The sequence below is a fragment of the Brevundimonas sp. genome, from assembly GCF_035626535.1.
Classification (GTDB): Bacteria; Pseudomonadota; Alphaproteobacteria; order Caulobacterales; family Caulobacteraceae; genus Brevundimonas.
In genome coordinates this window covers 1-24,099 of record NZ_DASPNO010000061.1, presented here as the reverse complement: position 1 = coordinate 24,099, position 24,099 = coordinate 1, and the positions used below count along the sequence as shown (strand labels likewise).

General features: G+C 70.0%; 26 protein-coding genes. 12 read left to right on the top strand and 14 right to left on the bottom strand.

Features of this window, described 5'->3' with window-relative positions; translation table 11 throughout:
- Positions 1–1,446, bottom strand: a 1,446-nt coding sequence (locus VEC04_RS09755; protein ID WP_324776281.1) for a S9 family peptidase, incomplete at its 3' end; no start/stop codon positions are given.
- 67 nt (positions 1,447–1,513) lie between these two features.
- Entirely contained in the window at positions 1,514–2,500 is a 987-nt protein-coding gene (locus tag VEC04_RS09750) for a D-glycerate dehydrogenase (protein ID WP_324776279.1), read from the bottom strand.
- 29 nt (positions 2,501–2,529) lie between these two features.
- Here VEC04_RS09750 and VEC04_RS09745 point away from each other — a divergent pair, with 29 nt between their 5' ends.
- The 3 genes from VEC04_RS09745 (at position 2,530) to fabB (ending at position 5,005) form a co-directional block, all read left to right on the top strand.
- On the top strand, positions 2,530–3,090 hold the full coding sequence (locus VEC04_RS09745; protein ID WP_324776277.1) for an SH3 domain-containing protein: 561 nt from the start codon (positions 2,530–2,532) through the stop codon (positions 3,088–3,090).
- Positions 3,091–3,188: 98 nt separating this feature from the next.
- Positions 3,189–3,719, top strand: coding sequence for a 3-hydroxyacyl-[acyl-carrier-protein] dehydratase FabA (gene fabA / locus VEC04_RS09740; protein WP_324776275.1), 531 nt, complete (start codon positions 3,189–3,191; stop codon positions 3,717–3,719).
- A gap of 56 nt (positions 3,720–3,775) precedes the next feature.
- On the top strand, positions 3,776–5,005 hold the full coding sequence (gene fabB / locus VEC04_RS09735) for a beta-ketoacyl-ACP synthase I (RefSeq protein ID WP_324776273.1): 1,230 nt from the start codon (positions 3,776–3,778) through the stop codon (positions 5,003–5,005).
- 2 nt (positions 5,006–5,007) lie between these two features.
- Here fabB and VEC04_RS09730 read toward each other — a convergent pair whose 3' ends face one another.
- Positions 5,008–5,580, bottom strand: a complete 573-nt coding sequence (locus VEC04_RS09730) for a hypothetical protein (protein ID WP_324776271.1) — start codon at positions 5,578–5,580, stop codon at positions 5,008–5,010.
- A 130-nt stretch (positions 5,581–5,710) separates the two neighbouring features.
- Here VEC04_RS09730 and VEC04_RS09725 point away from each other — a divergent pair, with 130 nt between their 5' ends.
- Both VEC04_RS09725 and VEC04_RS09720 read left to right on the top strand, forming a co-directional pair.
- Complete coding sequence (locus tag VEC04_RS09725) at positions 5,711–6,949, top strand: cation:proton antiporter (RefSeq protein WP_324776269.1); 1,239 nt, start codon at positions 5,711–5,713, stop codon at positions 6,947–6,949.
- Between the two features lie 26 nt (positions 6,950–6,975).
- Positions 6,976–7,773 (top strand): enoyl-ACP reductase, encoded by a 798-nt coding sequence (locus VEC04_RS09720; RefSeq protein WP_324776283.1) that lies wholly within the window; start codon positions 6,976–6,978, stop codon positions 7,771–7,773.
- Between the two features lie 3 nt (positions 7,774–7,776).
- Here VEC04_RS09720 and rph read toward each other — a convergent pair whose 3' ends face one another.
- Positions 7,777–8,502 carry a ribonuclease PH gene (gene rph / locus VEC04_RS09715; RefSeq protein WP_324776267.1) on the bottom strand — a complete coding sequence of 242 codons (726 nt, stop codon included), beginning with the start codon at positions 8,500–8,502 and terminating at the stop codon, positions 7,777–7,779.
- Between the two features lie 46 nt (positions 8,503–8,548).
- On the opposite strand from rph, the gene VEC04_RS09710 reads away from it, so the two are divergent.
- From VEC04_RS09710 to grpE, 3 genes are read left to right on the top strand one after another with little or no spacing between them, the layout of a single operon-like run.
- Complete coding sequence (locus VEC04_RS09710; protein WP_324776265.1) at positions 8,549–9,106, top strand: GNAT family N-acetyltransferase; 558 nt, start codon at positions 8,549–8,551, stop codon at positions 9,104–9,106.
- A complete protein-coding gene (gene hrcA / locus VEC04_RS09705) occupies positions 9,103–10,191 on the top strand; it encodes a heat-inducible transcriptional repressor HrcA (protein WP_324776263.1) in 1,089 nt (362 codons plus the stop codon). The genes VEC04_RS09710 and hrcA overlap by 4 nt, the downstream gene beginning before the upstream one ends.
- Positions 10,192–10,226: 35 nt before the next feature.
- On the top strand, positions 10,227–10,820 hold the full coding sequence (gene grpE / locus VEC04_RS09700; protein WP_414642666.1) for a nucleotide exchange factor GrpE: 594 nt from the start codon (positions 10,227–10,229) through the stop codon (positions 10,818–10,820).
- Here grpE and VEC04_RS09695 read toward each other — a convergent pair.
- Both VEC04_RS09695 and VEC04_RS09690 read right to left on the bottom strand, forming a co-directional pair.
- On the bottom strand, positions 10,817–11,719 hold the full coding sequence (locus VEC04_RS09695) for a dienelactone hydrolase family protein (protein ID WP_324776259.1): 903 nt from the start codon (positions 11,717–11,719) through the stop codon (positions 10,817–10,819). The two genes, grpE and VEC04_RS09695, sit on opposite strands and share 4 nt — an antisense overlap.
- A gap of 316 nt (positions 11,720–12,035) precedes the next feature.
- Positions 12,036–12,401, bottom strand: a complete 366-nt coding sequence (locus tag VEC04_RS09690; RefSeq protein WP_324776257.1) for a hypothetical protein — start codon at positions 12,399–12,401, stop codon at positions 12,036–12,038.
- 288 nt (positions 12,402–12,689) lie between these two features.
- Between VEC04_RS09690 and dnaK the strand changes: the two genes are divergently transcribed.
- The 3 genes from dnaK to dapB all read left to right on the top strand — a co-directional run bounded on the left by dnaK (position 12,690) and on the right by dapB (position 16,804).
- Complete coding sequence (gene dnaK / locus VEC04_RS09685; RefSeq protein ID WP_324776255.1) at positions 12,690–14,621, top strand: molecular chaperone DnaK; 1,932 nt, start codon at positions 12,690–12,692, stop codon at positions 14,619–14,621.
- Between the two features lie 170 nt (positions 14,622–14,791).
- On the top strand, positions 14,792–15,979 hold the full coding sequence (dnaJ, locus tag VEC04_RS09680) for a molecular chaperone DnaJ (protein ID WP_324776253.1): 1,188 nt from the start codon (positions 14,792–14,794) through the stop codon (positions 15,977–15,979).
- 75 nt (positions 15,980–16,054) lie between these two features.
- Positions 16,055–16,804: a 4-hydroxy-tetrahydrodipicolinate reductase gene (dapB, locus tag VEC04_RS09675; protein WP_324776251.1), complete on the top strand. Its 750-nt coding sequence runs from the start codon at positions 16,055–16,057 to the stop codon at positions 16,802–16,804.
- A 144-nt stretch (positions 16,805–16,948) separates the two neighbouring features.
- Here the strand turns inward: dapB and VEC04_RS09670 are convergent, their stop codons facing one another.
- From VEC04_RS09670 to coaBC, 3 genes are all read right to left on the bottom strand, one after another.
- The gene (locus VEC04_RS09670) at positions 16,949–17,311 is read right to left on the bottom strand and encodes a hypothetical protein (RefSeq protein ID WP_324776249.1); all 363 of its coding nucleotides are present in this window, start codon (positions 17,309–17,311) and stop codon (positions 16,949–16,951) included.
- A 73-nt stretch (positions 17,312–17,384) separates the two neighbouring features.
- Positions 17,385–17,834 (bottom strand): dUTP diphosphatase, encoded by a 450-nt coding sequence (gene dut / locus VEC04_RS09665; protein WP_324776247.1) that lies wholly within the window; start codon positions 17,832–17,834, stop codon positions 17,385–17,387.
- A gap of 13 nt (positions 17,835–17,847) precedes the next feature.
- A complete protein-coding gene (gene coaBC, locus VEC04_RS09660) occupies positions 17,848–19,074 on the bottom strand; it encodes a bifunctional phosphopantothenoylcysteine decarboxylase/phosphopantothenate--cysteine ligase CoaBC (RefSeq protein WP_324776245.1) in 1,227 nt (408 codons plus the stop codon).
- A 119-nt stretch (positions 19,075–19,193) separates the two neighbouring features.
- On the opposite strand from coaBC, the gene VEC04_RS09655 reads away from it, so the two are divergent.
- The gene (locus VEC04_RS09655) at positions 19,194–19,730 is read left to right on the top strand and encodes an S-type pyocin family protein (protein ID WP_324776243.1); all 537 of its coding nucleotides are present in this window, start codon (positions 19,194–19,196) and stop codon (positions 19,728–19,730) included.
- A gap of 3 nt (positions 19,731–19,733) precedes the next feature.
- On the opposite strand, the gene VEC04_RS09650 is transcribed toward VEC04_RS09655, so the two are convergent.
- The 5 genes from VEC04_RS09650 to VEC04_RS09630 all read right to left on the bottom strand — a co-directional run.
- Positions 19,734–20,150: a helix-turn-helix domain-containing protein gene (locus VEC04_RS09650; protein WP_324776241.1), complete on the bottom strand. Its 417-nt coding sequence runs from the start codon at positions 20,148–20,150 to the stop codon at positions 19,734–19,736.
- 162 nt (positions 20,151–20,312) lie between these two features.
- Entirely contained in the window at positions 20,313–21,920 is a 1,608-nt protein-coding gene (gene lnt, locus VEC04_RS09645) for an apolipoprotein N-acyltransferase (RefSeq protein ID WP_324776239.1), read from the bottom strand.
- Positions 21,907–22,356, bottom strand: a complete 450-nt coding sequence (ybeY, locus tag VEC04_RS09640; RefSeq protein WP_324776237.1) for an rRNA maturation RNase YbeY — start codon at positions 22,354–22,356, stop codon at positions 21,907–21,909. Before ybeY ends, lnt begins: the two co-directional genes overlap by 14 nt.
- Positions 22,353–23,348, bottom strand: a complete 996-nt coding sequence (locus VEC04_RS09635; protein ID WP_324776235.1) for a PhoH family protein — start codon at positions 23,346–23,348, stop codon at positions 22,353–22,355. Before VEC04_RS09635 ends, ybeY begins: the two co-directional genes overlap by 4 nt.
- Positions 23,338–24,099, bottom strand: a 762-nt coding sequence (locus VEC04_RS09630; RefSeq protein WP_324776233.1) for a MiaB/RimO family radical SAM methylthiotransferase, incomplete at its 5' end; no start/stop codon positions are given. The genes VEC04_RS09635 and VEC04_RS09630, both read right to left, overlap by 11 nt.

Genomic DNA, 24,099 nt, shown 5'->3' with positions numbered 1-24,099 from the left:
CGAGCCGCGGAAATTCGGCCGCAGCACCCACCAGCCCTGCGCCGCCAACACCTGCACCTGCCGGTCCCAGCTCGGCGTGTCGCGCACCTCGGGCCCGCCGTGTGGCAGCACCACCAGCGGCCCCGGAGCTCCGCCCGGAGGCGCGGTCAGATAGGCCTCGATGGTCGCGCCGTCGCGGGTCATCACCTTGAGCACCTCGCTGGAGCCCAGCCGCGCCGGATCGAGTTCCCGCGCCTGACCCACATTGACGATCGCCCGCGCCGCCTTGTCGTAGAAGAACCAGGCGCCCGGCTCCTCCGGTCCGTTCACATAGGCGATGAACCGGTTCCGCGCCTGGTCGACGTCGGTGAAGTGCACGTTGCACGTCCCGTCGAAAAAGCGGTCGAGGGCCCGGTGGTGGACCGCCAGCGCGGGATCGACGAACTCATACTCCAGCCGGTCGCCGTAGTAGGCGGCGCCCAGATAATTGCCCGCGGAATCCGGCAGGCCGTAGACCACGTCCCGGCCCGGACGGGCGTTCAGCGGCGGACCGAGCGCCGTCGTCGTCAGGTCCATTTCGCGGACGCTCTGGACGTCCTCGTCGTCGAGACGGGCGATGACCAGCACCTTGCCGGGGGTCTCGCCGGCGCCGACCCAGAGAAAATCCGGGGCCTCGCGCACCCGGGTGCGGCGCGCCATCTTCCACTCGGTCTCGCCCGGCGCCCGGACCATGATGGTCTCGACCGTGCCGCGGCTGTTCATGTCGTGACGCAGGACCGGAACGCCGTCGACGGTGCGCCAGTGGTAGGTGCCCGACCCACCGCGTTCGATCCGGGTCGCCCGCCCCGTGTTCACATTGACCCGGTGCAGGGCCATGACCCCGTCGGCGTCCCAGGCCGCCATCAGGACATGGTCGGGATCGGTGGGCAGCATGTCGACGATGCGGCCCATGTCGAAAGTGTTGCGCATGCGGGTGCGCTCATCGCTGAACAGCACGACCACGTCGCCCGTTCTCGCGTTCACCGAGACGACGCGGCGCATGAAGTACTCAATGGCCTCCGTCTTCCGGTTGGACCCCGCAATCGATCGGGGCCCCACTTCGTCCTTCAGGACCACGCTCACTAGCAGGCGGTCGTCGTTGGCCCAGGCGATCGAACTGACCGTCACCGGGCCCAGATCGATCCGGCTTCGCTGGCCCTCGGGGTCAGCGGCGTTGAGGAAGTCGACGGCGCTTCGCGGGTCTTCGTCCGTGCCGAGATTCTGCGCCACGGCGATCCGGCTTCCGGACGGCGACAGCGCCGCGCCGCTGCTCAGGGTCGGCTTGAAGAACTCGCTCAGCGGATAGGCCGCGGTCTGGGCCCGGGCGAGGCCCGGCGGCAAGAGGGTGATCCCCGCCAACGCCGCCGCTCCACCGAGCAGACCGCGCCGCGACACCGCGGCCCGCGCCGCGTCCGAAAATCCCGCCATGACCCTACGCCCCCGACTACAACCCCGCCGCCACTCAACCCGTCGTTGAACAGGCGGTCAAGCTCGATCAGAGCATCGCCGGGATGACCCGATCCGGCGGCCGGTGGCCGTTCTGGAAGGTGAGGATGTTGGCGATGACGCGGTCGCCCATGTCCTGGCGGGCCTCGAGCGTCGCCGAGCCGAGGTGCGGCAGCAGCACGACGTTGGCGTGGCCGGGCAGGCCGGGATGGACCGCCGGCTCGTGCTCGTAGACGTCCAGTCCGACCCCGGCGATGGCGCGGCGGTCCACGGCCTCGGCCAGCGCCGCCTCGTCGATCAGCTCGCCGCGGGCGGTGTTGACCAGCAGAACGTGCGGCTGAAGCTTCGCCAGCCGTTCGGCCGACAGCAGATGATGCGTCTCGCGGGTCGCGGGGCAGTTCAGCGAGATGATGTCCATCCGGGCCAGCATCTGGTCCAGATCGTCCCAGTATGTCGCGCCCAGCTCCTCGGCGATCATCTCCGGGACCGGCTTGCGGTTGTGATAGTGGACCTGCATCCCGAAGGCCTTCGCCCGCCGGGCCAGCGCCTGGCCGATGCGGCCCATGCCGACGATGCCGAGCCGCTTGCCCCACAGCTTGCGTCCGGTCATCCAGGTCGGGGTCCAGCCCTCGAAGCGGCCCTCGGCCATGACCTGCGCGCCCTCGACGATGCGCCGGCTGACGGCGAGGATCAGGGCCATGGTCAGGTCGGCCGTATCCTCGGTCAGCACGCCGGGGGTGTTGGTGACGATCAGCCCGCGCCCGACCGCCGCCTCGACGTCGATGTGATTCACCCCGGCGCCGAAATTGGCGATCAGCTTCAGTTGCTCGCCCGCCGCCGCGATCAGCGGCCCATCTATGCAGTCGGTGATGGTCGGGACCAGCACGTCGGCGCGCTTCGCCGCCCCCTCCAGCGCGTTCCGGTCCATCGGCGTGTCGGTCAGGTTCAGTTCGGCGTCGAACAGCTCGCGCATGCGCGTCTCGACCGCGTCCGGCAGCCGTCTGGTTAACACGACCTTAAGCCTGGGCGCGGACATTCGAAGCCTTCGATTTCACGGACCTTCGCGTGTCTAGCAAAGCTCGTCCCCGCTTCCAAAGGCTGGTCGTCACGGCCGCCGCCGTCTGCGCGGCGGTTCTGGCCGGGGCGGCCCAGACCATGCCCGACGGCCGTCCCACCCCCAGCGGGCAACCTGTGCCGCGCTGGCTGTCGCTGAAGTCGTCCGAAGTGCACGCCCGCTTCGGCCCCGGCCTCGACCACCGCATCCTGTGGGAATACCGCGTCTCCGGCCTGCCGGTGCAGGTCATCGCCGAGACCACCGAGTGGCGGAAGATCTGCGATCCCGAAGGCGCCGTAGCCTGGGTCCACCGAAGCGTGGTGTCGAGTCGTCGCAGCGTCTTCAACGCCTCGCACGAGGAGATCCCGATCCATTCGGGCCGGTCGGAATCCTCGCCGGTCCGCGCCCGGCTGTCGCCGCGATCGGTGGTGGCCATGGACGAGTGCGAGGACGGCTGGTGCCGCATTCGCGCCGGACGGCTGCGCGGCTGGGTGCGCCAGTCCGCCGTGTTCGGGGCCCAGGACCGGCCGCTGTGCAACGCCGCCCGCCCGGCGGGAACCGGCCGGCGCTGACGGGAGTGGTTGAGCCCGCTCCCCTGCTCGTGTAACCCGGCGGCCACACCGGCCATGAGCGGCGTCCGCGCCGCCGGCCCCCTGAGATGCGAGCGCCCGTGACCCAACCCGACCGTCCCTCCTCGTTCGACTATGAGGCGCTGCTGGCTTCCGGCCGGGGCGAGCTGTTCGGCGAGGGCAACGCCAAACTGCCCGCCCCGCCGATGCTGATGTTCGACCGCATCACCCGGATCGACGCGGACGGCGGCGCGCACGGCAAGGGCTATGTCGAGGCCGAGCTGGATATCCATCCCGACCTCTGGTTCTTCCAGTGCCACTTCATCGGCGATCCGGTGATGCCGGGCTGCCTCGGCCTCGACGCCATGTGGCAGCTGGTCGGCTTCTACCTGGGCTGGATCGGCGGCCCGGGCCGCGGCCGCGCTCTGGGCGTCGGCGAAGTCAAATTCACCGGCCAGGTGACGCCGGACATCAAGAAGGTGGTCTACAAGATCGACCTCAAGCGCGTCATCAACCGCCGTCTGGTCATGGGTATCGCCGACGGAGTTCTCGAAGCGGACGGCGTCCCCATCTATACGGCCACCGACATGCGGGTGGGCCTGTTCGGCGCGACAGAACCCGTCGGCGGCTAAACCCGTTTAGAGACCGCGGGCAACGCGGCGTCTGAGTTCAAGAAGGAAACCACACCATGCGGCGTGTCGTCGTCACCGGACTGGGTATCGTCTCATCCATCGGCACGGGCCAGGACGAGGTCGCCGCCTCCCTGCGCGAGGCCAGGTCGGGCGTGCAGCACGCCGCCGACCACGCCGCGCACGGCTTCCGTTCGCAGGTCTGGGCCCCGCCCGCGCTGGGCCATACGGCCGAGGACTGGGCCCCGCACGTCGACCGCCGCGCCGCCCGCTTCCTCGCGAACGGCACGGCCTGGGGCCACATCGCCTTCGAGGAGGCGCTGAAGGACTCGGGGCTCGCGCCCGACGAGATCAGGTCCGACCGCATCGGCGTGATCGTCGGCGAGGGCGGTCCCTCGACCCAGGTCATCCTGCAGGCCGCCGAAACCACCATCGAGAAGGGCTCGCCCAAGCGCATCGGCCCGTTCGCCGTACCCAAGGCCATGGCGTCCGGCCCGTCGGCGGTGCTGGCCACCTGGTTCGAGCTCAAGGGGATCAACTATTCGATCAGTTCGGCCTGCGCGACCAGCGCCCACTGCATCGGCGCGGCCGCCGAGCAGATCGCCTGGGGCAAGCAGGATGTGATTTTCGCCGGCGGCTGCGAGGACATCGACTGGTCTATGTCGAACATGTTCGACGCCATGGGCGCCATGTCCTCGAACTTCAACGACAATCCGTCGAAGGCCAGCCGCGCCTACGACAAGGACCGCGACGGCTTCGTCATCGCCGGCGGCGCGGGCATCGTGGTGCTCGAGGAATACGAGCGGGCGAAAGCGCGCGGCGCGACCATCTACGCCGAGGTCACCGGCTACGGCGCCAACTCGGACGGCTACGACATGGTCGCCCCCTCCGGCGAGGGCGCCGAGCGCTGCATGCGCATCGCGCTGGAGATGGCCGGCCATCCGCGCATCGACTACCTCAACCCGCACGGCACTTCGACACCGGTCGGCGACTCCAAGGAGATGGGCGCCGTCCGCAACGTCTTCGGCGACGACCTGCCGATGATCTCCTCGACCAAGTCCCTGACCGGTCACTCGCTCGGCGCCGCCGGGGTGCAGGAGGCCATCTACTGTCTGCTGATGATGAAGCACGGTTTCGCCGCCGAGAGCGCCCACATCGAAAACCTCGACCCCGAGTTCGAGGGCATGCCGATCCTGCGCGAGCGCCACGACGGGGAACTGACCCACGTCATGTCCAACTCGTTCGGCTTCGGCGGGACGAACGGAACGCTGATCCTGTCAAAGGTCTGAGGTCAGTCGAGGTCGGGCTGCCTCAGGCCCGTCCACGGCTCCGACGCGGCCGCGTTGATGCAGGCGGCGAGCGCGTCCCGATCGCGATCCCATTCCCTGACGCCGTGCAGTCGCGCAGAGTCAGGCCATAGCCAGGTGTCCTGGGCCGCCGGATCGGCGGGCACGACGCCGCGCCCGTAGCAGACGATGCGCATCGCGCCGGGCCGACGTCGGTCGCGAGCCGCGGGCGTCTGGTCATCGAAAGCCACCACGATGGTCGGAGGCGCATCGGCCGGCATCGGAGCGCGGGTCAGATAGTACCGGACGCAGTAGTCCAGCGCGCGGTCGGGTCGGTCGTCCTCGCAGGCGACGAACAGTCCGGCCTCGAGCGCCGGCTCTGCGAACTCGAAACGGCTGCGCGCCCTGTCGCCGAGCGACGCGAGCGTTGAACGACCATGCCGGGCCTGGACCTGACGCACTTCATCGAGGGTCACCACCACAACGGCCACCCTGAGGCGTGTATCAGGTCTTTGCGACACGGCGGGATTCGCGAGTCCGCAGAGCAGCAGGGCGAGCAGAAGACTCAGGCCGCGCATCCGAAGGACTCCCAACAGCGTTGTTGCAGACTGCCCCGCTTCCCGCCAAAGCGACAGCCCACCGAACCTGACGCCGGAGCCCGGCCTGACCCCCGACCCCTACATCCTCTTCCTGTTCGGCCTCGGCGCCGTGGTCCTGCTGGTCTCATGGGCCCCGATCGGGCTGAAGCGGCTGCCGCTGACGCTGGCCATCATCTGCGTGGCGCTGGGCGTGCTGGTGTTCAGCACCGGCCTGCTCGCCTTCGATCCCGATCCGCGCACCTGGGATACGGTGACCGAGCGGCTGACCGAGCTGGTGGTCATCATCGCCCTGATGGGGGCGGGGCTGAAGCTGGACCGGCCGATCGGCTGGCGGCGCTGGTCCTCGACGTGGCGGCTGCTGGCCATCGCCATGCCCCTGACCATTGCGGCCGTGGCCTGGCTGGGCGTCGCCGGCCTGGGATTCAGCCTCGCCATGGCCCTGCTGTTCGGCGCGGCCATGGCCCCGACCGACCCGGTGCTCGCCGCGGACGTCCAGGTCGGGCCGCCGGGGTCGGGCGAGGAGGACGAGGTCCGCTTCGGCCTGACCTCGGAGGCCGGCCTGAACGACGCCCTCGCCTTCCCGTTCGTACACCTGGCTATACTGGCGGCGGCCGGAAGTCTGGCCTCCGCCGGGGCGATGACGGACTGGGTCGCCGTCAAGGTGGTCTGGAAACTGCTGGCCGGCGCCGGGGTGGGCTTCGTCGTCGGACGGGGCTTCGCCCTCCTGCTGTTTCACAACGCCCGGGCGGGCGGGATGCGGTTCGGGGACGGACTGGTGGCCCTGGCCGCGACGCTGATCGCCTACACCGCGACGGAGCTGGCCCATGGCTACGGCTTCCTCGCCGTCTTCATCTGCGCCCTGACCATCCGCGCCGGCGAGCGGGACCATGACTTCCATCAGGAGATGCACGACTTCTCCGATCAGATCGAACGGCTGCTGATGATGCTGCTGCTGGTGCTGTTCGGCGGGGCGCTGGCCAACGGACTGCTGTCGGCCCTGACCTGGACCGACGCCCTGATCGGCCTCGCGGTGGTGTTCGTGGTCCGGCCGGCGGCGGGCCTGATCGCCCTGCTCGGCGCCCGCCAGCCGATGCGCGAGCGGCTGCTGCTCGCCTTCCTGGGCATCCGCGGCGTCGGCTCGGTCTACTATGTGGCCTACGGTCTCAACCACGGCGACTTTGGCGACAGCGAGCGGCTGTGGGCCGTGGTCGGCTTCATCATCCTCGTCTCGATCCTCGTCCACGGCGTCACCGCCGCGCCCCTGCTCGAGCGGCTGGCCCGACGGCGCCAGAGCTTCCCCGCCGCCCCGGCCCCTGCTAACCCTCCCGGCTCGAAACACGGAGACTGACCATGGCGAGCGCCGAAGGCTGGAACATGCCCACCGGGACCCTGATGAAGGGCAAGAAGGGCCTGATCATGGGGGTCGCGAACAGCAACTCCATCGCCTGGGGCATCGCCTCCCAACTGGCGGCGCAGGGCGCGGAGCTGGCCTTCACCTACCTCGGCGAGGGGCTGGAGCGCCGGGTGCGTCCGCTGGCCGAGAGCGTCGGGGCCAGGCTGCTGATCCAGGCCGACGTCACCGACGACGCCTCGATGGACGCCGCCTTCGCCGAGCTGGAGCGCGAGTTCGCCACGATCGACTTCGTCGTCCACTCCGTCGCCTTCGCCAACAAGGACGAGCTCAAGGGCAGCTTCGTCGACAACACCAGCCGCGACAGCTTCCTGCTGGCCATGAACATCTCGGCCTTCAGCTTCGTCGACGTGGCCAGGCGGGCCTCGAAGCTGATGCCCGACGGCGGCTCGCTGGTGACCATGACCTATCTCGGCTCCGAGCGGGCCATCCCCAACTACAACACCATGGGCGTCGCCAAGGCGGCGCTGGAGGCGGCGACCCGCTACATCGCCCGCGACCTCGGCCCGAAGGGCATCCGCTGCAACGCCATCTCGGCCGGGGCCATGCGCACCCTGTCGCTGGCCGGCATCTCGGGCGGCCGCGGCATGATCGCCCAGGGCCGCGCCATGTCGGCGATGAAGGAGGACACCACGATGGAGGGCGTCGCCGGCTGCGCCCTGTGGCTGTGCTCCGACCTCGGCCTGTCGACCACCGGCGAGATCATCCACGTCGACGCCGGCTTCCACATGATGGGCCTGCCGGACGGGGAGGAGGGCTAGACCCTACCGCCCCAGCGCCGCCCGCTGCATCGCGAACAGCTCCGCGCAACCGCCCTCGGCCAGCTGGAACAGGCGGTCGAACTCGGCGCGGGTGAAGCCGCGCTTTTCGCCGGTGGCCTGGATCTCGACGATGGTCCCCGAACCGGTCAGGACGAAGTTGGAGTCGGCCTCGGCCGTGGAATCCTCCTCGTAGTCGAGGTCCAGCACCGGCTGGTCGGCGCAGACGCCGCAGCTGACGGCCGCCACCTGGTCGAGGATCGGATCCGCCTTCAACACCCCCTCGGCGCGCAGGTAGTCGAAGGCCGAAGCCATGGCCACCCAGGCGCCGGTGATCGCCGCCGTGCGGGTGCCGGCGTCGGCCTGGACCACGTCGCAGTCCAGCACCACCTGGCGCTCGCCCAGCGCTTTCAGGTCGACCACGGCCCGCAGCGAGCGGCCGATCAATCGTTGAATCTCCTGCGTCCGGCCGGTCTGTTTGCCCGAGGCGGCCTCGCGCCGGCCCCGGGTATGGGTCGCGCGGGGCAGCATGCCGTATTCCGCCGTCACCCAGCCCTGGCCCTTGCCGCGCATCCAGCCGGGCACATTCTCCTCTACCGAGGCGGTGACCAGCACCTTCGTATGGCCGAACGTCACCAGGCACGACCCCTCGGCGTAGCGGTTGACGCCGGTCTCCAGCGTCACGGCGCGGAGCTGTTCGGGAGCGCGGTCGGAGGGGCGGGCGGTCGTCATGGCGGAAATCCTTGGAAGCGGTCGCGGCGCTGCTTATCCTGAAACCGTGAGCCTGTATTCCCCCCTGTCAGGATCGTCCGACCTCCGCCTGCGCCCGGCGACGGTGGAAGACGCCGACCTGCTGGCGAGCTGGGACCGCGAGCCCCACGTCATCGCCTGCTCGACCGACGATCCCGACGCCGACATCGCCTTCGGCGGCATCGAATGGCGCGAGGAGTTGGCAGACCAGTCGGAGGTCGGCTTCTACCGCATCGCCGAGGTGAAGGGCCGGCCCATCGGCGTGATGCAGATCTGCGACCCTCATCTGGAGCCGACCCACTACTGGGGCGACATCGAGCCGAACCTGCGCGCGATCGACATCTGGATCGGCCCGGCGGATGCGCTGAACCGCGGCTACGGCACACAGATGATGACCCTCGCCCTCGACGACTGCTTCTCGGACCCGGCGGTCACCGCCATCGTCATCGACCCGCTGGCTTCGAACACTGACGCCCACCGCTTTTACCGGCGGCTCGGCTTCGAGCCGGTCGGGCGGCGCTTGTTCGATGCGGACGACTGCCTCGTCCACCGGCTGGAGCGGGAACGCTGGGAAACGCGCCCATGACCACCTTCACCGGCGCCCCGTTCGGCGGACCCACCGTCGGCCTGCCCGCCCTTGACGAGCGGGCCCGCGACATCTTCCGCCGCATCGTCGAGACCTATCTGCAGACCGGGGAGCCGGTCGGATCCCGAACCCTGTCGCTGACCGGCGTGGCCCTGTCGCCGGCCTCGATTCGCAACACCATGCAGGACCTGACGCTGGCCGGCCTGCTGGGCTCGCCGCACACCTCGGCCGGACGCATCCCGACCCACGCCGGCCTGCGCCTGTTCGTCGACGGCCTGCTCGAGATCGGCGACGTCGGGGCCGAGGAGCGGCGCGAAATCGACGCCCGGCTGGCCGGCAGCGGCCGCAGTTTCGACGAGGCGCTGAACGAGGCCTCGTCCCTGCTCTCGGGCCTCGCCGGCGGGGCCAGCATCGTGGCCAGCCCGGTGCGCGAGGCCGGGGTCAAGCACGTCGAGTTCGTGGCGCTGGGCCACGACCAGGCGCTGGCCGTCCTGGTCGCCGACGACGGCACGGTCGAGAACCGGCTGATGCCGCTCAAGGCGGGGGTGACGCCCTCTACGTTGACGGAGGCGTCGAACTTCCTCAACGCCCGGCTCAAGGGCCGCCCGCTGCACGAGGCGCGCACCGAGATGCGCACCGAACTGGATGCCGCCCGCCGCGAGCTGGACGCCGCCGCCGCCCGGCTGGTCGAGGACGGGCTGGCCGCCTGGTCGGGGGGGGCCGAGCGCGAGCGGGCCCTGATCGTGCGCGGCCGAGCCAACCTGCTGCACGACCGCGAGACGGTCGAGGATCTGGAGCGGGTGCGCGTCCTGTTCGACGATCTGGAGCAGAAGGAGCAGCTGATCGGCCTGCTCGACGGCGTCTCCACGGCCCAGGGCGTGCGCATCTTTATCGGCGCGGAAACGCGTCTGTTTTCGCTTTCGGGTTCCGCCGTGATCGCGGCGCCCTATATGACGGGCCGGCAGCGGGTTCTGGGCGCCATCGGCGTCATCGGCCCCGCGAGACTGAACTACGCCCGCGTCATCCCGTTGGTGGACTACACCGCGCGGGTGCTGGGCCGGATTCTGGACGGACAAGAGACTTGAGCGACATTCACGACGACACCCCGACCTCCGAGGAACTGGCGGCCGACATCGGCGAGACGGAAGGCTTCGAGGGCGAGCCGGACGACGGCCTCGGGCCGATCGACGCCCTGATCGCCGAACGCGACCAGTGGAAGGACCGCGCCCTGCGCGCGGTGGCCGAGGCCGAGAACACGAAGAAGCGCGCCGAGGCCCAGAACAACGACGCCCGCGCCTACGCCATCCAGAAATTCGCCCGCGACCTGCTGGGCGTGGCCGACAACCTCGAGCGGGCGCTCCAGGCGGCGCCGAAGAACGCCGACGCCGGCGAGGCCGGTCTGGTCACCGGTCTGGAGCTGACCCAGAAGTCGCTGCTGCAGGCCTTCGAAGCCAACAATCTCAGACGCGTCGCTCCCGAGGCGGGCGAGCCCTTCGACCCGCACCTGCATCAGGCCATGATGGAGCAGCCGTCCGACACGGTTCAGGGCGGTCAGGTGATCCAGACGCTGCAGGCCGGCTACGCCCTGTTCGGCCGCACCGTGCGCCCGGCCATGGTGGTGGTCGCCGCCAAGGGGTCCGGCGCCGCGGCCGGCAACGCCGCCTACTCGAAGGCGATGGAGGCCGATGGCGGCAATTTCGACGGCAAGGCCTAGGCTTTCAGCCGCCGCTCGAACAGCGCCAGCAGTTTCGACCAGCCGTCGGCCGCGTCGGCGGCGCGGTAGCTGTCGCGGTAGTCGGCGTGGAAGCCGTGCGGCGCGGCCGGATAGACCTCGATCAGGCTCTCGGTCTGGCCCGCCCGCTGCAGGGCGCTGCGCATGGCCTCGACGCTCGGCAGCGGAATGCCACGATCCGCCTCGCCGTAGAGCCCCAGGACCGGCGCCTTGAGGTCGTCGGCGATATCGACCGGCCATGGCGCACCGGCGGCGATCTGCTCCGGCGTGGCGTTGGCGGGCGGGGCCAGACGGCCGTACCAGGCGACGCCCGCGTCGATGGCCGCGAAACGGGCGGCGGCCTGCCACACCACCTTGCCGCCCCAGCACCAGCCGGTGATCCCGACCTTGTCGGCATTGGCCCAGAGCTGTTGACTGGCCCAGTCGAGGCTGGCGGCGATATCGCCCATGACCTGCTCGTAGCCGGCGGCGGCGACGATCTCCTGCACCCGCGCCATCTCGGCCCCGGCCGGGTCGGCGACCCGTACGAAGAAAGCCGGCGCGATGGCGGCGTATCCCGCCTTGGCCAGCCGTCGGCAGACGTCGCGGATGTACTCGTGGACGCCGAAGATCTCGGACACGACGATGACCACCGGAAAGGGACCGTCGCCGGTCGGGCGGGCCACGTAGATCGGCAGGTCGAAGCCGTCCGGGGCCGGGGTGGTCGTGGTCTCGATGGTCAGGTTTTCATCGTCGGTCGTGATCGGCGCCGCCTGCGCCGCCAGCGCCGCGGGCGCATAGCCGGCGAAGAGCAGGCCTCCCAGACCGCCCGTGGCGAGGGCGCGGCGGCTGAAGCGGAAATCGTCGGCCTCTGGGCCTTCGGGACGGACGAGGTCTGGCATTCGGGAGCCTCCATCACAGGAAAGCGGGACAGTGGCGCTTGTCAGGCCGGGGGTCGAGTCACGGGGGAGTGATGAAAGCCTTGTCATCCCGGGCGCCGCGGGCGATCCGGGGCGCTCCGCCCGTCTGCATCAATCCTCCCGGAAGATGCGCCGGCAGCTGTCCGGGAGAAGGGTCGGACGGCGCATTGGTCGCCACCTGTCTCCCGGACAATCTCGAGGGCGATTTCCGGGGGGTCTCACAGAGCGGTCGTCGTCCCGGATCACTGCTTCGCGGCGTCCGGGATGACAAGGCGGCTGGAGATGGCGACTGGCGCCGTCACCGCGTCAGATAATAATCCGCGATGCGGCAGACGTTGATGTTCTCGCGCAGCAGCGTCTGGCCGCCGGCCAGTTCGGCCCGCAGGTCGTAGAGGCAGCCGCCCGCGCCGTCGTCGATGGTCACCGGCACGCTGGCGCCCGTCGCCACCGGGGTTCCGCCCAGCAGGTCCGGGCCGAAGGTTCCGGTGCGGACATCGGCGGCCTGCAGCTTCTGCAGCGCCACGCCGGTCTGGTTGTGGATACGGACGCGGCGGTTCTGGCCGTCGCCGGACTGGCCTTCCGGCGTCGGCGCGGCGCCGGCCAGGCCCGCCACGCCCAGCGAGGCGGCGATCACGGCGGCGGTGAACAGTCTCCGGGCGAACATGACCTCTCCTCCCGACCGCCGCGGCGGGCGGTTCGTTAACCCCATTATATGCCGTTGCGCGCTTCGTGACACACCTGACGGAGACTGACGCTGAATCGCGATCAGGCCTTGCGGGGCGGGGGGTGTTTCCCATATCGGCGACAACCCGCCGGAAAACCCCGCACGACGTGGGGCTTTGCGCCGGAACCGTACAATCGACCAAGACCCTGATACCGGGGGCGGTCACGCGCGGCGCTTCGCTTGAAAGGCCGCCGCACCGCCCGCTGAAATGGAGTGAAAGACCAACACATGGCCAAGATCATCGGCATCGACCTGGGCACCACCAACTCGTGCGTGGCCGTCATGGACGGCAAGAACCCCAAGGTCATCGAGAATGCGGAAGGTAACCGCACGACCCCGTCGGTCGTCGCCATCCAGGACAACGGCGAGGTGTTGGTCGGCCAGCCCGCCAAGCGTCAGGCCGTGACCAACCCGACCAACACCTTCTTTGCCATCAAGCGCCTGATCGGCCGAAACTTCTCCGATCCTGTGGTGGCCAAGGACAAGGGCATGGTGCCCTATGAGATCGTCAAGGGCCCGACCGGCGACGCCTGGGTGAAAGCCCACGGCAAGGATTATTCGCCCCAGCAGGTCTCGGCCTACACCCTCGGCAAGATGAAGGAGGCCGCGGAGGCCTACCTGGGCGAGACCGTGACCCAGGCCGTCATCACCGTCCCGGCCTATTTCAACGACGCCCAGCGTCAGGCCACCAAGGACGCCGGCAAGATCGCCGGCCTCGAGGTGCTGCGCATCATCAACGAGCCGACCGCGGCCGCCCTGGCCTACGGCCTCGACAAGAACGACGGCCAGAAGATCGCCGTCTACGACCTCGGCGGCGGCACCTTCGACGTCTCGATCCTCGAGATCGGCGACGGCGTGTTCGAGGTGAAGTCGACCAACGGCGACACCTTCCTCGGCGGCGAGGACTTCGACCTGCGCCTGGTCGATTACCTGGCCGACGAGTTCAAGAAGGAGCAGGGCGTCGACCTGCGTCAGGACAAGCTGGCCCTGCAGCGCCTCAAGGAAGAGGCCGAGAAGGCCAAGAAGGAGCTGTCCTCGACCACCCAGTACGAGGTCAATCTGCCGTTCATCACCATGAACGCCTCGGGCCCGCTGCACCTCAACATCAAGCTGTCGCGCGCCAAGCTGGAGGCCCTCGTCGAGGACCTCGTCCAGCGCACTATCGAACCGTGCCAGAAGGCCCTCAAGGACGCCGGCCTCAAGGCCTCGGACATCGACGAGGTGGTGCTGGTCGGCGGCATGACCCGCATGCCCAAGGTGCAGGAGGCCGTGAAGGCCTTCTTCGGCAAGGAGCCGCACAAGGGCGTCAACCCGGACGAGGTCGTGGCGCTGGGCGCTGCGGTTCAGGCCGGCGTGCTGCAGGGCGACGTCAAGGACGTGCTGCTGCTCGACGTGACTCCGCTGACGCTCGGCATCGAGACCCTCGGCGGCGTGTTCACCCCGCTGATCGAGCGCAACACCACCATCCCGACCAAGAAGAGCCAGACCTTCTCGACCGCCGACGACAACCAGTCGGCCGTGACCATCCGGGTCTTCCAGGGCGAGCGCCCGATGGCGGCCGACAACAAGATTCTCGGCCAGTTCGACCTGATGGGCATTCCGCCGGCCCCGCGCGGCATGCCCCAGATCGAGGTCGCCTTCGACATCGACGCCAACGGCATCGTGCACGTCACAGCCAAGGACAAGGCGACCAACAAGGAGCAGTCGATCCGCATCCAGGCCAATGGCGGCCTGTCGGACGAGGACATCGAGAAGATGGTCAAGGAAGCCGAGGCCAACGCCGCGGCGGACAAGGCCCGCAAGGACCTGGTCGAGGCCCAGAATTCGGCCGACAGCCTGATCCACTCGACCGAAAAGGCCCTCGCGGACCACGGCGACAAGGTCGGCGAGACCGAAAAGACCGCCATCCAGACCGCGCTCGACGACCTCAAGGCGGCCAAGGACGGCACGGACGCCGACGCCATCCGCGAGAAGACCAACACCCTCGCCCAGGCGTCGATGAAGCTGGGCGAGGCCATGTATGCCGCCTCGCAGGATCAGGGTGAGGGCGCCGCCGCCGGGGCTCCCGCTGACGACGGCGTGGTCGACGCGGAGTTCGAGGAAGTCTCCCCCGACGCCGACGCTGGCGCCGACGCCGGCGACGAGAAGAAGAGCGCGTAAGCCACAGGCTCGGCGTAATCGCTACGGCCCCGCTTGTCTCCCGACGGGCGGGGCCGTTTCATGAAACTTGCATCAGTCGGCCGGGCGCCCATGTCAGCCCGGTCAGCCTTTCCGGTCAGCGGCCCATAGAGGCGGCGGCGGGAACGGCAGGGTAAGAGGACGAACGCCAGATGGCGACGCGTGACTATTACGAAATCCTCGGCGTCGAGCGGACCATCGACGCCGCCGGCCTGAAATCCGCCTACCGCAAGCTGGCCATGCAGCACCACCCCGACCGCAACGGCGGTTGCGAGGACTCCATGGCCCGCTTCAAGGAAATCTCCGAGGCCTACAGCGTCCTTTCGGACGACCAGAAGCGCGCCGCCTACGACCGCTTCGGCCACGCCGGCGTCAACGGCGGCGGCAATCCCTTCGGCCAGGGCGGCGCCGGCTTCGCCGACGTCAACGACATCTTCTCCCAGGTCTTCGGCGACGCCTTCGGGGACGTCTTCGGCGGCCGTCAGGGTGGAGGCGCCCGCCAGCACGGCCCGCGCCGCGGCTCCGACCTGCGCTACGACCTCGAGATCACCCTCGAGCAGGCCTACAAGGGCGCCGAGGTCGAGATCGGCGTGCCCACCACCGCCACCTGCGACACCTGCGAGGGCTCGGGCGCCAAGCCAGGCACCAAGCCGACCACCTGCACCACCTGCCAGGGCGCGGGCCGCGTGCGCTCCGCCAACGGCTTCTTCCAGGTCGAGCGGACCTGCCCGCGCTGCGGCGGCCACGGCCAGATGATCGCCGAGCCCTGCACCACCTGCCACGGCCACGGCCAGGTGCGGAAGAACCGCAAACTCCAGCTCAAGGTCCCCGCCGGCGTCGACGACGGCTCGCGCATCCGCCTGTCGGGCGAGGGCGACGCCGGTCAGCGCGGCGGCCCGCGCGGCGATCTCTACGTCTTCATCTCGGTCACGCCGCACGAACTGTTCGAGCGCGACAACCTCGACCTGCTGGTCACCGTGCCCGTGCCCATGACCACGGCGGCGTTGGGCGGCGAGATCGACGCCCCCTGCCTGGTGTCCGAGGCCTGCGACGGCCGCTGCAAGGCCCCGGTAACGGTCCCGGCCGGCTCCCAGACCGGCAAGACGGTCCGCATCAAGGGCAAGGGCATGCCGCACCTGAACGGCCGCCAGCGCGGCGATCTGGTGGTCGAGCTGTTCGTCGAGACCCCGACCGACCTGACCCCTCGCCAGAAGGAGCTGCTGGAGGAGCTGGCCGCCTCGCTGGGCGACACCCAGACGCCGCGCAACTCGTCCTTCGCCGGCAAGGCCAAGCGCTTCTGGGCCGACATTCTCGGCGACGCGAAGGAAACGGCGCAGTAGCCCCTCTCGCCCGCCCGAGGATGACGGCGCGCACGAAACCCTTCACTGTGCCGCCGACATGTTCAGGGGTCTGATTTGAGCGCCATCTTCCACGTCGGCATCTCCGGAGCCCGCGGCCGCATGGGCCGGGCCGTCTCGTCGGTGCTGGACGCCCGCGAAGACGTCGTCGTCGCCGCCCGCTTCGACCGCGGCGAAAGCCCGGATCTCTCGCTGTGCGACGTGATCATCGACTTCTCCACGCCGGACCACTCAGTCGAAATGGCCCGCGCCTGCGCCGCCCGCGGCGGCCCCGCCCTCGTCATCGGCTCGACCGGCCTGACGCCGGAGCAGGACGCCGAGATCCTCAGGGCCGCGGAGACCGTGGCCATCGTCCGCAGCGGCAATTTTTCTCTGGGCGTCAACATCCTGATCGGCCTGGTCGAACACGCCGCCCAGCGGCTGGACGCGCGCGACTGGGACATCGAGGTGCTGGAGGCTCACCACCGCCGCAAGGCCGACGCCCCCTCCGGCACCGCCCTGATGCTGGGCGAGGCCGCCGCCAACGGCCGGGGCGAGGATCTCGCCGACGTGCGCAGCGCGCCGTACGACGGGATCACCGGCGCCCGCGAAAGCGGCCGCATCGGCTTCGCCTCGCTGCGCGCCGGCGGGATCATCGGCGAGCACACGGTCCTGTTCGCCTCGGACGACGAGACCCTGACCCTGAGTCACTCGGCCGTCGACCGCTCCCTGTTCGCAAAGGGCGCCGTCGCCGCCGCCGCCTGGGTCCGCGGCCGAAAGCCGGGGCTCTACGACATGCAGGACGTGCTGGGGTTCAGACAGGCGTGACGCCTGGCGGAATTCACGCCCGCAAGAGACCAGGCCGCCCCCGGGTCCGACTTTCAGTCGACCCGAGGACTGGCTCAGGGTCGGGAAAATCCCGAAGGGCCGACGACCGCGGCCCACTAAAGACCGACTGAAGACCTTCGGTCTTCAGTGCGCATGGCGGCGGTGGCCGAGACCGCCGGTGAACAGCGACTTGATCAGGAAGAACACGGCGATGACGATGGCGTAGCCCAGGAACAGGGCGAACACCCCCATCCAGAAGGTCAGGCTCAGCAGGTCCGGCAGGACGAAGGCGCCGCCGTCCAGCATCGGACGGATGACGCCGATGGCGATATGCACCAGCGCCGCGCCGAGCGATGTCGCCCACAGCCGGTTCCAGGCCGGCATCAGCAGGGCCGCGATGACCGCGATGAGCAGGCCCATGACCTGGTTGACGCCGTCGAACCCGCCCTGGGCCAGGCCGAACACCGCGCCCGGAACGGCGCCGATCCAATCGAACAGGGACTCCATACGCCGACCTCCGTCTGCTGCGGCCAGCTTGGCCGTGGACAGGGTTAACGCCGGTCCGCGGAAATGGCTCCGCTCAGCGGCCGGTCGAGCCGAATCCGCCGGCGCCGCGGGTCGTCTCGTCCAAGGTTTCGACCTCGACCGGAACCGCCTGTTCGTGCCGGGCGATGACCATCTGGGCGATGCGTTCGCCGCGCTTGATGACGAACGGCTCCTGCCCGTGGTTGATCAGGATCACCCCGACCTCGCCGCGATAGTCGCTGTCGATCGTGCCCGGCGAGTTCAGGCAGGTCAGGCCGTGCTTCAGCGCCAGGCCCGAACGCGGCCGCACCTGGGCCTCGAAGCCGGGCTCCAGAGCGATCTTCAGCCCGGTCGGAACCAGCGCCCGCGCCCCCGGCGCCAAGGTGACCGGCGCGTCCTCGGCCACCGCCGCCCGCAGGTCCATCCCGGCCGAGCCCGAGGTCTCATAGGCCGGCAGGGGCAGGCCTTCGGCGTGCGGCAGGCGTTCCACGCGCAGGGTGGTCATGTCGTCAGGATCCTCAAGACTCAAAATGTTCGGCGATCCGGGCCACCAATTTGCGCGCCACCTCGCCCTTCGACTGGCGAGGCCAGCTCTCTGCGGCCCCGTTCTTCGTGAACAGGGTCACGGCGTTGCTGTCCGCCCCGAACACGTCGTCCGAGACGTCGTTGCCGACGATCCAGTCGCAGCCCTTGCGTGACAGCTTGGCCCGGGCGTTGCCCTCGAGGTCGGCCGTTTCGGCGGCGAAGCCGATGACCAGCCTGGGCCGGGTCTTTCCGGGCGCCGACACGCCCGCGAGGATGTCCGGGTTCTCGATCAGGGCCAGCGACGGAGGGCCGCCGGGAGCCTTCTTGATCTTGCCCGAGGCGACGCCGTCGACGCGCCAGTCGGCCACGGCCGCGCTCATCACGGCGATGTCGGCTGGCATGGATGACTGGACCGCCGCCTGCATTTCCCGCGCGGTCTCGACCCAGACCCGCTCAACACCGATCGGTGCGGCCAGCGCGACGGGGCCGGAGACCAGCGTCACCTCCGCGCCCAGTTGCGCCAGCGCCTCGGCGATGGCGTAGCCCTGCTTGCCGCTGGAGCGGTTGGTCAGGCCGCGCACCGGATCGATCGGCTCGAAGGTCGGACCCGCCGTCACCACCGCCCTGCGTCCAGCCAGCGGCCGCCCGTCGGGCCCCGCCAGCAGGCCCTCGATAGCCTGGAGAATGGCCGCCGGCTCCGCCATCCGGCCGGGCCCGAACTCGCCGCAGGCCATCTCGCCCTCGTCCGGGCCGACCACGGCCGCGCCGTGGAAGCCGTCGAAGCCCTTCAGCCGCTCGACATTGGCCTGCACCGCCGGGTGCAGCCACATCCGCACATTCATCGCCGGAGCCAGCAGCACCCGCTTGTCGGTGGCCAGCAGCGTCGTTGAGGCGAGATCGTCGGCGAGGCCATTGGCCGCCTTCGCGATCAGCCCGGCCGTCGCCGGCGCCACGACCACCAGGTCGGCCCAGCGCGACAGCTCGATATGGCCCATGGCCGTCTCGTCCTCGGGCATGAACAGGGCCTGGCGCACCGGCTGGCCGGTCAGGGCGGCCAGCGACATCGGCGTGACGAACTCCGCCCCGGCGTCAGTCAGCAACGCCCGCACCTCGGCGCCGGCCTTCGTCAGCAGCCGCACCAGCTCCAGCGCCTTGTAGGCGGCGATGCCGCCGCCGACGATCAGCAGTATCTTCCGTCCGGAAAGCGCGGCTGGGGTCATGGCGATCATCTAGCGATCCCGCTCCCCGGCGTCGAGGGACGCGGCCCCAAACAAGAACATTGCAAGAACAAAATAACATCGTTATGGACTCCGCGCGGGTTCGAACCATGGAGGGTGTGATGATCGGCAGGGACATTAGGACGGGCTGGACGGCCACGGCGGCGCTGGCGCTGCTCGCGCTGGCCGGCTGCGGCAACGGCGGCTCGGCGGTCGAGACGCGGGATCGGGCGGCCGAGGGCGCGGAGGCCGTTCTGACCTCGGCGGCGGGGTCGTCCGCCCAGGCGGCGGAGGCCGCGCCCGAAACGGCGAAGCCAGCGCTCACCGCCAACCGGCGCGAGACGGTGGACGCCAAGGTGGCGCGGCTGTTCGAGCGCAACGGGGCCGACTTCGGCGCCGCCTCGGCCGAGGATTATCTGGCCAAGGTGCGGAGCTTCACGAGCCGGCCGCCGTCCGGCACGGAGCGGGCCGAGCGACCCAATGGCGATGTGCTGCTCTATCACGCCTCGACCAACACCTTCGCCGTGGTATCGGGCGACGGCGTGGCCAAGACCATGTTCAAGCCGCGCGACGGCGCCGCCTACTGGGCCGAACAGAGGGCGGCCGCGCCGACCTTCGGAACGCGGCGCGCGCGGGCATCGGGGGCGGACGGCGGATGAGGCTCAGGCCTCGTCCGTCTCCTTGCGATCGGCCATGTCGCGGACCAGCTCCAGCGCCAGCTTCTGCTGCCGGGTCGAAAGCTGCGGTGCCAGGCGGCTGATCTCGATGGTGTAGCGGGTCGCTGGAAAGTCGTGGTCGAAGGCCGCGCCGCCCTCGGCCATGCCGGCCGTCTGGGCGCCGCTCAGTCCCTCGAAGAAATATCCGATGTCGACCTTGAAGAACCGCGCGATGTCCCAGAGCTTGGAGGCGGAAATCCGGTTCGCGCCCTTCTCGTATTTCTGGATCTGCTGGAAGGTCAGTCCCAGCGCCCGACCGAGATCGCTCTGGTTATAGCCGAGCGCCAGTCGCTTTTCGCAGACGCGCCGGCCGACATGCCGATCCACCGGATGAGGTCCATCCTCGCCCTTACCTCTGGCCATTGTTCGTTATGCCCTCTGATGGGTGACGCCCGGCTTGAATGCGCCTGCTTGGGCCCGCTGTCACGGAAAAACGCCGCGTTCCACCCTCCGCCGCAGCCGGGGGTTGCGTAAACCGCTTAAGCCCCTCTCCGCCGACGAGAATTCGCTTGGAAGGCGTGGAAATCAGCGCCGGGAACGGACGATGAGTCGGCGTTGCGCGAGGGCCGGAGCGACCGCCGGGAAGAGGGCCAGAAGCAGGCCGAGGCCGAACAGCAGGTCGCCGAACCGGCCGTACACGGTCACCGCCGCCGGGGCGGGCAGGCGGGCGTCGATGACGCCGCTCTCGCCCGGCTCCAGCCGCTGGTCGCCGACCACCCGTCCCCACGGATCGATCATCGCCGAAACCCCGGTCGGTGTCGAACGGACCACCGGCAGGCCGGTCTCGATGGCGCGGTAGCTGGCCAGGTTGAGATGCTGCAACGGCCCCGAAGTGCGCCCGAACCAGGCGTCGTTGGAGATGTTGACGATCCAGCGCGGCCGGTCCGCCCCGCCCGGGGTGAAGCCGGGGTAGAGGCTCTCGTAGCAGATCAGCGGCTGTACCCGCGGCAGGCCGGGGATGGAGATCGGTGCGGGCCGCGGGCCGGGGCTGAAATCCAGCGGCATATGGGTCAGGCTGCGCACCCCGAGCGACCCGAGCAGGTCGCCGGCCGGCAGGTATTCGCCGAACGGCACCAGCCGGTATTTGTCGTAGGCGGCGGTGATCCTCAGCCCGTCGCCGCCTTCGTCCGTCAGGGCCAGCAGGCTGTTGAAATAGCGCGCCCCGTCGGGTGCGGCGGGATCGGCGACGCCGCGGCCGAGGCCGAGGATCAGACTCTGGCCCGGCCGCACCGCCCGGGCGATGGCGGCGGCGTCGGGTGACCCGGGGGCGAACACCTGATTGGCCGAGGCGGGCAGCGCCCCTTCCGGCCAGATGATCACGTCCGGGACCACCGCGCCGGGGCGGCCGGTCAGGTTCACATAGCGGTCGACGATGCCGCGATAGGCTTCGGGCGTCCATTTCGACTCCTGCGCCACATCGGCCTGGACGATGCGCACCACGGTGTCGGTCAGGCTCAGCTGCGACCCGGCCAGCCGCAGGGTTCCGCCGATGACCAGCGCCGCCAGCGCGAGAGCGCCCAGGGCGGCGGCTCCGATCCGGGCCCGGCGCGATCCCGGCCCGGCCAGCGGTCCGAAGGCCGAAACTGCCGCCACCGTCACCAGTCCAAGGCCGTAGACGCCGACCACTGACGCGAATTGCGACCCGGCCGATCCGGCCTTCCAGCTGGCCCCCGCAGGATTCCACGGGAAGCCCGTCAGCACATGGCCCCGCAGCCATTCGAGCAGGCAGAACAGCGCGGCGAACACGAGCACCCGGCCCACGCCGCCCGGATTGAAGCGGCGGTACAGCGCCGTCGCCGTCCCCCAGAACAGGCCCAGGCCGATTGGCAGCAGCGAGGCCGCGAACGGCGCCATCCACGCCTGCGCCGGATTGACGAGGAAGGCCTCGGCCACCCACCAGCAGCTGATGAAGAAATAGGCGAAGCCGGCCAGCCAGCCCATCCAGAAGGCGCCGCGCCCCGTCATTGACCGCTCGGCCAGCAGCATCAGCAGGGGATAGCCCAGCAGACCGGGCAGCAGGCCGAACGGCGGGTGCGCCAGGGCCGCGCCCGCGCCGGCGAGCAGCGCCAGGGCTATGCGGCCGAAACGCAGGATCAGGCGGTCGCGGCGGGAGGCGGGGTCAAGCTTGAGCATCGGCCCTGTATGGGTCGGCGACGCCCAGGCTGGCAAGGATGGTGCGCTCCTCGGCCTCCATCTCCTCGGCCTCCGTCTCGTCCCCGTGGTCGCGGCCCAGCAGGTGCAGCACGCCATGCACGGTCAGGTGCGACAGATGATCGGCCAGCGTCTTGCCCTGCGCCTCCGCCTCGGCAGCGCAGACGCCATAGGCCAGCACCAGATCGCCGAGGTGCGGCGCCGCGCTCCCGGCCGCCGGAAACGACAGCACATTGGTCGGCCGGTCCCGGCCCCGGAAGCGCGCGTTGAGGTCCTGAACCGCCGCGTCGTCGGTCAGCAGGACGACGACGTCGCCCCCGACCGTCCCCAGCGCCGCCGACGCCGCCCGCTCCGCCACCGCCGCGGCGTCCGGCAGGGCGGCGGTCCAGGCCGCGTCCTCGACCTCGACCTCGATCATGCGTCGGGGTCTTCCAGATCGGCGGTGGGCCGGTGCGCCGCGGCGTCGGCGTCATAGGCGCGGACGATGCGCTCGACCATGGCGTGGCGGACCACGTCCTGGGCCTGGAAGGTCTGGATGGCCACGCCCTTGACGTCCTTGAGGATGCGCAGCGCGTGACGCAGGCCCGAGTCGCGCGGATTGAGCAGGTCGATCTGCGACGGGTCGCCGGTCACCACCATGCGCGCGCCCTCGCCGAGCCGGGTCAGCACCATCTTCATCTGCAGCCGCGAGGTGTTCTGGGCCTCGTCGACGATGATGAAGGCGTGCGCCAGCGTGCGGCCGCGCATGAAGGCGATCGGCGCCGCCTCGATCTCGCCCTTGTCGCGCCGCCGGCGCACGTCGTCGGGGCCGAGGATATCGTTCAGCGCCTCCCAGATCGGGGCCAGATAGGGATCGACCTTCTCGTTCAGGTCGCCGGGCAGGAAGCCCAGCTTCTCGCCCGCCTCGACCGCCGGCCGGGTGATGACCAGCCGGTCGACCTGCCCGCGCCGCAGCAGGGAGGCGCCGTAGGCCGCCGCCAGAAACGTCTTGCCGGTGCCCGCCGGCCCGACCCCGAAGGTCAGCTCGCAGCGCGACAGCATGTCCAGATAGTTGGCCTGGGCCGCCGTCTTGGGCGCGATGGCCCCGCGCCGCCCGACCGGCAGGGCTATGGCGTTCGGCGCCACCGTCCCCTGCCCTTCGCGTGGCTGCGTCGCCGCCGCGCCCAGCGCCGTGCGCACATCCGCCTCGGTGATCGTCGCCCCCGTGTCGGCCCGTTCGGCCAGCGTCTGGATGACCCGCCTGGCCTGCGCCCGGTCGCGCGTCGAGCCGTTGATGGTCACCCCCCCGCCGGGGGCCTCGACCAGCACCTTGAAGGCGTCCTCGATCAGGGCGACGTGGCGGCTGTGGGGGCCCACGACGGCGCGCAGGGCGGCGTCGTCCAGCGCCAGGAACTCACTCTCACGCGCCACTCTGTGCTGCCCCTGTCGCTCGGCGCGCGGCGTCTCGCTGCTTCGGGGGCGTGGCGTTCTCGTTCATCAGTCGTCCTGTCAGGCTGTTCTGCTGGCCGTGCTCGATCGTCACCGGAACGATCCGGCCGATCAGATGATCCGCGTCGTCGACGTGGACCGACTGCAGATACGGCGAGCGGCCGATGGCCTGCGCCCCGTGCCGGCCCTTGCGCTCGAACAGCACCGGCAGGGTCCGCCCCGCCTGCGCTTCGTTGAAGGCGACCTGCTGTTCCGTCAGCAGGGCCTGCAGCACATGCAGCCGCTCACGGCTGACGGCGTCCGGAACCTGCCCCGCCATCGTCGCCGCCGGCGTGCCGGGGCGCGGCGAATACATGAAGCTGAAGGCCGAGGCGTAGTTCACCCGCCGCACCAGATCCATCGTCTGCTCGAAATCGGCGTCGGTCTCGCCGGGGAAGCCGACGATGAAATCCGAAGACACGCTGATTCCGGGCCGCGCCGCGCGCAGCCGCCGCACGATCGAGCGGTATTCGAGCGAGGTATAGCCGCGCTTCATCGCCGCGAGCACGCGGTCGGAGCCGGACTGCACCGGAAGATGCACGTGCGGCGCGAGCTTGCCGAGTTCGGCATGGGCGTCGATCAGCCGTTGCGTGAACTCGCGCGGGTGCGAGGTCGTGTAGCGGATGCGCTCCAGCGGCAGCTCATGCACATAGCGCAGTAACTCAGCGAAGTCGGCGTTTTCGCCGGCGATCTC

What these genes read in the sequence shown, in the direction of transcription:
- VEC04_RS09690 (WP_324776257.1), bottom strand. Translation starts at nt 12,401, where the DNA reads ATGTTCGCCCGGAGACTGTTCACCGCCGCCGTGATCGCCGCCTCGCTG.
- VEC04_RS09720 (WP_324776283.1), top strand. Translation starts at nt 6,976, where the DNA reads ATGCCCACCGGGACCCTGATGAAGGGCAAGAAGGGCCTGATCATGGGG.
- dnaJ (WP_324776253.1), top strand. Translation starts at nt 14,792, where the DNA reads ATGGCGACGCGTGACTATTACGAAATCCTCGGCGTCGAGCGGACCATC.
- fabB (WP_324776273.1), top strand. Translation starts at nt 3,776, where the DNA reads ATGCGGCGTGTCGTCGTCACCGGACTGGGTATCGTCTCATCCATCGGC.
- dnaK (WP_324776255.1), top strand. Translation starts at nt 12,690, where the DNA reads ATGGCCAAGATCATCGGCATCGACCTGGGCACCACCAACTCGTGCGTG.
- lnt (WP_324776239.1), bottom strand. Translation starts at nt 21,920, where the DNA reads ATGCTCAAGCTTGACCCCGCCTCCCGCCGCGACCGCCTGATCCTGCGT.
- ybeY (WP_324776237.1), bottom strand. Translation starts at nt 22,356, where the DNA reads ATGATCGAGGTCGAGGTCGAGGACGCGGCCTGGACCGCCGCCCTGCCG.
- hrcA (WP_324776263.1), top strand. Translation starts at nt 9,103, where the DNA reads ATGACCACCTTCACCGGCGCCCCGTTCGGCGGACCCACCGTCGGCCTG.
- rph (WP_324776267.1), bottom strand. Translation starts at nt 8,502, where the DNA reads ATGACGACCGCCCGCCCCTCCGACCGCGCTCCCGAACAGCTCCGCGCC.
- VEC04_RS09750 (WP_324776279.1), bottom strand. Translation starts at nt 2,500, where the DNA reads ATGTCCGCGCCCAGGCTTAAGGTCGTGTTAACCAGACGGCTGCCGGAC.
- VEC04_RS09655 (WP_324776243.1), top strand. Translation starts at nt 19,194, where the DNA reads ATGATCGGCAGGGACATTAGGACGGGCTGGACGGCCACGGCGGCGCTG.
- VEC04_RS09670 (WP_324776249.1), bottom strand. Translation starts at nt 17,311, where the DNA reads ATGGAGTCCCTGTTCGATTGGATCGGCGCCGTTCCGGGCGCGGTGTTC.
- dut (WP_324776247.1), bottom strand. Translation starts at nt 17,834, where the DNA reads ATGACCACCCTGCGCGTGGAACGCCTGCCGCACGCCGAAGGCCTGCCC.
- coaBC (WP_324776245.1), bottom strand. Translation starts at nt 19,074, where the DNA reads ATGACCCCAGCCGCGCTTTCCGGACGGAAGATACTGCTGATCGTCGGC.
- VEC04_RS09650 (WP_324776241.1), bottom strand. Translation starts at nt 20,150, where the DNA reads ATGGCCAGAGGTAAGGGCGAGGATGGACCTCATCCGGTGGATCGGCAT.
- VEC04_RS09730 (WP_324776271.1), bottom strand. Translation starts at nt 5,580, where the DNA reads ATGCGCGGCCTGAGTCTTCTGCTCGCCCTGCTGCTCTGCGGACTCGCG.
- VEC04_RS09695 (WP_324776259.1), bottom strand. Translation starts at nt 11,719, where the DNA reads ATGCCAGACCTCGTCCGTCCCGAAGGCCCAGAGGCCGACGATTTCCGC.